This is a genomic window from Microcystis sp. M53603_WE2 (assembly GCF_030065435.1).
On record NZ_JASJFF010000304.1, the window covers coordinates 1 to 6,908 of the forward strand.

A 6,908-nucleotide genomic window follows, 5' to 3' on the forward strand; every position below is an offset into this window, starting at 1 on the left:
CAATTGTCTATCTTTTGGTATTAACCTATTTGTGCCTTAAGTCCTTTCCTGTATGAATTTCAGCTACTTTTGAGCGTAGTTGCTCTCATCGAATTTTATTTTAAGTTAATTATTTGCATAACAATTCCCGAAGAGCCAATGATTCTTTATCTACCGAAATTTTACGGGAAATAACGATAGAATTCTCGACGATGAAGAACACGAGCAAATGTAATTGTATCTTCTTCAACAAAAAAACCAATTCTATAGTCACCAATTCGGATACGATAGGCATTATATTCTCCTTTTAATTTTTTAAGGTTGTTAATTTCGCTTAGCTGCTTAACTGCTAAAATATCAGTAAAGACAAGGTTTTTTATGACTGAGTAAGGGGAGGTACTTTTTAAATCTTTAAGATCCTTGATAAAAGTAGGAAGATAGTTGATTTTCATTCTTTTTCTAATTCAATTAAAGCTTCCTCCAAAGTTAAGGGAGTTTCATCTTTAACGTCTATCATGGCGCAATAGAGTCCAGTATCTTCATAGGTTTCTATTATTTGTTGATAGTCTTCAAAGTTAATAATAACTTGCTGTATCTGACCTTGATTATCCGTAATCAAGTCTTGAGCAAAGGGATAATCTTTGATGTTCATAATTAATTGTTCCTCATTTTGTGGACGGTTTGCATTATTCACACTCCTTTGTTTCCAATTCTAATAGGATGGGAATTAAGTCTTTGGCAATATCAATGACGGCATCTATTGTATCAGCTTCAGCGACAAGTCCTTGTATATCGGGACTGGTGGCGACATAGTAATCTTGTCCGTTTTCTTGAAAGCGCTCAATAGTGAGGTTAATTGGGTTTTGCATGGGGAATCCATAGAGTTTATAGAATAATTTTATTATGACAACTCTTATAAACTTGAAGCTAATTCAGGCGCGACAATAGTTTCTAGGGAAAAAGCATTCAGATCCGTTAAGCTTCTGGCGTGTTCCAAGGTAATTGCACAAATGTTCCCATTTTTATCAAGATCGACTAAGGTATTTTCATTGATTTCTTGAGTCTCGACAATAGGATTGTTATTGAACTCTAAATATAGAGTATCCGTATCTTGAAAGTAGGTGATTTTCATGGCTTAAAATTCCTATCAAAAAAAGCATTGTGAACTGTGATACCATCTTCGAGTAAGACAACTCTCAACGCCTTGTTGTCTATTTCCTCAATTAATGCCCAGCGGCGAATTCGTCCATCATTTTGGTGAACTTCCAGAATAGGATTATTGATTGTGTATTCAATCCATTCCATTTTGATATTGGCTCGATCTGGTCGTTTTCTGGTGGCTAAAAAGTATTGAGTAAATTTCATTGAGGCGATTGAATTGTTTGCTTATAAGTATCAATGAAGTTAATTTTCATAGTTTTGCTTAATGGGAGTTAAGGATAATTTTATAGATTGTCTGCTACATCCCCCTGAATTTGCCTTAACAATTCCTCACAATCTTTAACCAAGGGAATCCCCAATTCTTGGGATAATGCTAGGGCTTGTTGACAATGGGTATATGCGATTTGAATGTCACTTATCCGATACGCAATATTTGCAAGAGCAAAATGACAACGCATTACTATTTCCTGTAAAACAGTTCCTTGAGCAATAGCTAAGGATTTATTAATATAGTCTTTCGCTTGAATATATTTTTTAAGCTCAAAATAAGTTTTTCCAAGGTTATGTAAGCTTACTGCTATACCTCTCTGATAATTATTTTTTTGACTTAGCTCTAATGATTTCTCAAAGAATGCTAATGCTGTTTCATGTTGTTCTAAATGAGCATAGCAAGCCCCAAGAGAAATTAATTCAAGTGCAATTCCTCTTTGATCCCCCATTTCCTCTTTTAAGACTAAAGATTCTTGATGTTTAACGATTGCTTCTTGATATTTTCCCACGTCGGCATAACAATTACCTATATTACCAAGTGACTCTGATATCCTTTGTTTGTTACCAATTTCTTCTCCTATTTTTAGAGATTTCTGATTATAAAAGATTGCCTCCTTATATTGACCTAAGCTTCGGAAGCAACACGCAAGATTATTATAAGCAAGTGCTAATCCCTGTTGATCGCCAAGAATCTCCTTGACGATTAAGCCTGCTTGATGATAGAGAATCGCCTGTAAATATCTGCCAGAATAGCTGTAACAATTTCCTATATTCAAAAATGCGGAAGCCATTCCTCCAAGATCATCAATCTTTTGTGAAATTTCAAAATGCCTTTTATGATTGTCTATAGCTTCATTCAATTTTCCTATAGAACTATAACAAATACCTAAATTACCAAAGGTCCCTGCCATACCTAGATAATTGCCAATTTTATCTTGAATTGCTAGACATTGCTCATGATACTTGATGGCTTGCTGATAATCGCCTTGCGAAAAGTAACAAATCCCTAAATTACCCAGTGCAGAAGCAACTCCTGCCCAATTTTTATTTTTTTCCGATAGGGCATAATGTTGCTTATGGATAGTAATTGCTTTTGAATATTCTCCTAAATTTTTATAACTTATTCCCAACAAAGACAACACAATGCCGAACTCTTGTTTTTGTTTTTGATCCTCTATCCAATTATTAATTAAAATCTCATACAATTCTATTGATTTTCGACTTAAGCCTGTGAAGTACAAAAAACTATTAACCGATTTATCTTTCCCTTCTCCTCCTCGATCCTCATTCAAAATATTGTATGCTAACTGCCATTCTCCCAATTCCCCTGCATGGTGAAACGCCTCTAAATATTCCTTCAAATCTTCCAAGGATTCCCAGGGAGGGACAGGTAAATGAGCTAAATAATAATCTAAGGCTAATTGATGGGCAGATCGCAATATTTCAGGATTTGCTTGATCTTGCACCACCATGGAAATTAAAGGCAAAAACTGAAACTGTCGCCGTTTTACATTGTATTCGGGGGGAAATTCTTGTAATAAAGATAAACGAGCTAAATAGCGTAAATCTTCCTCAGTTATTGCTGGAATTAACCCCTGGGCTAACCTGTCATCAAAATTCTCCCGCAGTACCGACAACCGCGTTAAACTCTCCCTAAACTCTTTCGATAATCGCGCTAAACTGGCGGTAATCACTTCTCTGACACAGGTTTCCGTGTCGCGGTGATACCCTTCCACATCAAACATATTTAAGCCCAAATTTTGCGACTCGGTGACAGAAACCCCTTTCCCAAACTTATCTTTCATCAAACTACAAACCAGTTCCATTAAGAGGGGATGACCTCCCATTTTATCGACAAATTGGGCTAATTCTTCATCGCTTCCCGTTAAGCCGTGATCTTCGGTGACATAACGCATCGCATCCGCTTCTTTTAACCCTTTTAAAGGCCAAGAATAATAATAATCTTGCAAATTGACGGGGAATTTTAGCTGTTCTCGACTGGTGACTAATAGCTTACTGCTGCTTTCTGTGTTTAACCATTTTTGCAAGAATTGCTGATAAACCAAATTTACTGGGGCAGTTAGTACCGTTTCCAAATTATTCAACACTAATAAACAGGGTTTAGCGGTTAACCCTTTGCTGATTGCGTCTATTAATTGCCCATCATTCCATTTTTCATCATAATTTTGTTTTAACTCCTCTAATAACCACCGTCCGAACTGTGCCAAAGGGTAAGGCTGGTTAAAATTAACCCATAATACCGGCCAATCAGCAGTTAATTGATCTGTAAACTTTCTCGCCAGGGCAGTTTTACCATAACCCCCGGCGGCGGTAATCTCGATTAACCTTAGATGGTCATTCCCTAACGCTGTTTGGAGTTCTTGCAATTCTTCCCGTCGTCCTTGCCATCTACGCACGGGTGGGAGTTGCGTATCCACTAACCCAGAGGTGGTCAGGGGTTGGACCGCTTTTTTAGAGGGTTCAGACTGTTTTTTTTTAGATTCTTCAATCAGCGATCGCAATTTATCCTCAACGGATACGAAAACTTTTTCATATTCTGATTTCTTTAGATCACAGAGAGGATTGCTGGGAGAATTATTGCTAGGAGACTGAAATTGATGTAAGTAAAATCTTTGTTCTATTCCCTCTTCATTAGTGTATTTAAAAGAAACACTTTTCACAGTAGAATGTCTAAGAAATATAGGAATTATAAGGACTCCTTCTTCTTCACGTCTTTTCAAAATACGGGGTAATTCTTCATTCTTCACATAACGAGAATTAAGCAGGTCTTGGCTAACCAATACCATCGCAATTGTTACTTGTGATAAACTGTCTTTAATTTTTTCATCCCAAATATCCCCCGGTTGTATGTCGAGATCTGACCAGACTATTTTTTCCTCATCATTCAGAGGTTCGAGAAATTTTAACAGTCTGTCTCTCCATCCTTTGTCTTGGTGGGAATAACAAATAAAAATTGATGGCATATCTCTTTCCTCTGACATAACCACTTTTCTGTTATACCACATCTAACCCAGAAAACGGGTTTCTTAGAGAAACCCGTTTTCTAACTTAAGATTGGTCGATTCCAATCCCCGCTACTTCTTTCAAACATTTTGTAAATGGCCCTGTTTGAAGCCTATCACGTTCCGATCTATTTAAAAGCAGAACAGATCTTGATCATGGATAATTATAGTTGTCTCCATTCTCGCCAATCCTACATTGACCCCAATCGCTGTCTTGAAAGGGTAATGTTCGATGTTCCCTAACGGGAAATCGGGGTTAACTACTAGCTTTATAAGTAATGGCGGGAAGCGGATTTGAACCACTGACCTTCGGGTTATGAGCCCGACGAGCTACCAGACTGCTCTATCCCGCGTTGCTTTATCTAGTATAGAACTAAATCTCGGTAAATGCCAAGGAGTTTGTAATATTCCTTTACATTTACCGTCCGACCAGAGGTTAATACTTACGTTCCACGGGGGTGAAATCCTGAATTACCACGGGCATATAGTCGATATCGATGCCGGAGGGGGAATAATAGGCGAGGGTATGCTGAAGGAAATTTTGGTCATCCCGTTGGGGAAAATCTTCGCGGGAATGGGCCCCTCGGCTTTCTTGACGATTGAGGGCAGAGGTGAGGATAATTTCCCCCACCACCATGAGACTTTGTAATTCCCAGGCCTCGATTAGTTCCGTATTCCAGCAATCCCCCCTATCATCGAGGTAAATCTGCTCGTATTGGCGCTTTAATTCGCCAATTTGTTTAATTCCCTCGCGCATGGTCGCTTCGGTGCGAAAAACGCCGCAATGTTGGGTCATACAGTCTTGGAATTGCTGACGTAGTTGACCGATGCGAATCGTGCCTTTTTTGGTCAATAAAGCGGTGATTTCCTCTTTGGCATCCTGAAGGTAAATATCGGGATTAAAGACGGGAAAAGCGCGTTTTTCGACGTATTTAGCGATCGATTTGCCAGTTCTTCTCCCATAGACCACACATTCTAACAGGGAATTACTGCCCAAACGATTGGCCCCGTGGACGGAGACACAGGAACATTCCCCGGCGGAGAAAAAGCCCTCGCTGAGGGTATCGGCACTTAAGCGAACGCGACCATCGGTATTAACGGGAATGCCGCCCATACAATAGTGAACTGTAGGACGGACGGGCATCGGTTCCTCTACCGCATCGACACCGACGAGACGGTGGGCCTCCTCCCAACAAAAGGGAATGCGACTCATAATTTTTTCCCGGCCTAAATGGCGTAAATCCAGATAGACAAAGGGACCCCCGGCGCTACCGTCCAGATTTACCCCCCGGCCGGCGCGAATTTCTAGGGTAATGGCCCGGGAAGTGATGTCCCGGGGGGCTAATTCCATGCGCGAGGGGGCGTAGTCTTCCATAAAACGACGACCTTCGCTATTGATTAAATAAGCACCTTCACCCCGGACTGCTTCCGAGATTAAAACACCGACGGGATAGAGTCCAGTGGGGTGAAATTGGACAAATTCCATGTCTTCTAGGGGAATACCCGCTTTTGCCGATAATGCTAAACCGTCTCCCGTACAGGCGAAATCGTTGGAGGTGGTGTTATAAACGCGACCATAGCCCCCCGTCCCGAACATAATTGCTTTTGCCCGGAGGATTTCTAACTGTCCGGTGGCGATTTGGTACATAACTACGCCTTTAGCCGTACCTTCTTCGAGGATAAGGCGTAAAACATACCATTCATCGTAGATTTTTACCTGATTACGGCCTAAATTGCTGACTAATTCGTGCAGCATGGCGTGACCGGTTTTATCGGCGGCGTAACAGGCCCGGTTATGGCTGTGACCGCCAAAGGCTCTTTGGGCAATGCGTCCATCTTCGAGACGGGAGAATAACACGCCTAGATGTTCCAATTCGATGATAACTTCGGGGGCTTCTCGGGTGAGGATATCCACCGCATCCTGGTCAGCCAGAAAATCGGAACCTTTGACAGTATCGTAGGCGTGGGCCTTGGGATTATCTTTGGGGTCAACGTTTTGCAGGGCGGCGGCGATACCTCCCTGGGCAGCGACGGAGTGGGAACGAATTGGGTGGGTTTTGGCAACGACAGCAACATCGATAGTCGGGTTGAGGCGTTTGATTTCTAAGGCGGCGCGGCATCCTGCTAACCCACCGCCCACTATAACGACATCGTGTTCTTTCATGGCTGATTTTTCTAGGGGCTTCTGTTTCTATGGTGGGGTGAGAATTGCTCGGAAGTCAGTTTTGTAACCGAGACTTTATATTTCAGGAGTCAGGAGATAGGAGATAAGAGATAGGAGATAGGAGACAGGAGATAGGAGTCAGGAGACAGGAGATAGGAGACAGGAGACAGGAGACAGGAGACAGGAGACAGGAGATAGGAGATAGGAGGCGGCCGGCAGGAGGCAGAAGATTATTTTTATTGATTCTCCCCACACCCCACACCCCACACCCCACACCCCCCACCCCACACCCCAAAACCACCCAACCCCCC

At 41.5% G+C, this 6,908-nt stretch carries 9 protein-coding genes and 1 tRNA gene; 1 reads left to right on the forward strand and 9 read right to left on the reverse strand.

What is annotated here, in order from left to right:
- Positions 1-161 precede the first annotated feature (161 nt).
- The 6 genes from PX481_RS06560 to PX481_RS06585 form a co-directional block, all read right to left on the reverse strand.
- Positions 162-431, reverse strand: a complete 270-nt coding sequence (locus PX481_RS06560; protein ID WP_002762139.1) for a type II toxin-antitoxin system RelE family toxin — start codon at positions 429-431, stop codon at positions 162-164.
- Positions 428-631, reverse strand: coding sequence for a RelB antitoxin-like protein (locus tag PX481_RS06565; protein WP_002800856.1), 204 nt, complete (start codon positions 629-631; stop codon positions 428-430). The genes PX481_RS06560 and PX481_RS06565 overlap by 4 nt, the downstream gene beginning before the upstream one ends.
- Positions 632-665: 34 nt before the next feature.
- The gene (locus tag PX481_RS06570; RefSeq protein ID WP_002762135.1) at positions 666-848 is read right to left on the reverse strand and encodes a DUF1902 domain-containing protein; all 183 of its coding nucleotides are present in this window, start codon (positions 846-848) and stop codon (positions 666-668) included.
- Positions 849-892: 44 nt separating this feature from the next.
- On the reverse strand, positions 893-1,111 hold the full coding sequence (locus PX481_RS06575; protein WP_002762133.1) for a DUF2283 domain-containing protein: 219 nt from the start codon (positions 1,109-1,111) through the stop codon (positions 893-895).
- On the reverse strand, positions 1,108-1,344 hold the full coding sequence (locus PX481_RS06580) for a DUF4258 domain-containing protein (protein WP_002762131.1): 237 nt from the start codon (positions 1,342-1,344) through the stop codon (positions 1,108-1,110). The genes PX481_RS06575 and PX481_RS06580 overlap by 4 nt, the downstream gene beginning before the upstream one ends.
- An 80-nt stretch (positions 1,345-1,424) precedes the next feature.
- Positions 1,425-4,436 (reverse strand): tetratricopeptide repeat protein, encoded by a 3,012-nt coding sequence (locus tag PX481_RS06585; RefSeq protein WP_288027548.1) that lies wholly within the window; start codon positions 4,434-4,436, stop codon positions 1,425-1,427.
- 93 nt (positions 4,437-4,529) lie between these two features.
- Between PX481_RS06585 and PX481_RS06590 the strand changes: the two genes are divergently transcribed.
- Positions 4,530-4,676: a TauD/TfdA family dioxygenase gene (locus PX481_RS06590; RefSeq protein ID WP_002762128.1), complete on the forward strand. Its 147-nt coding sequence runs from the start codon at positions 4,530-4,532 to the stop codon at positions 4,674-4,676.
- A gap of 36 nt (positions 4,677-4,712) precedes the next feature.
- On the opposite strand, the gene PX481_RS06595 is transcribed toward PX481_RS06590, so the two are convergent.
- The 3 genes from PX481_RS06595 to PX481_RS06605 all read right to left on the reverse strand — a co-directional run.
- A tRNA-Met gene (locus PX481_RS06595) sits at positions 4,713-4,786 on the reverse strand.
- 83 nt (positions 4,787-4,869) lie between these two features.
- Entirely contained in the window at positions 4,870-6,597 is a 1,728-nt protein-coding gene (locus PX481_RS06600; protein ID WP_149979524.1) for a succinate dehydrogenase/fumarate reductase flavoprotein subunit, read from the reverse strand.
- An 82-nt stretch (positions 6,598-6,679) separates the two neighbouring features.
- The coding region (locus PX481_RS06605) for a hypothetical protein (RefSeq protein ID WP_288094054.1) at positions 6,680-6,908 on the reverse strand (229 nt) is incomplete at its 5' end.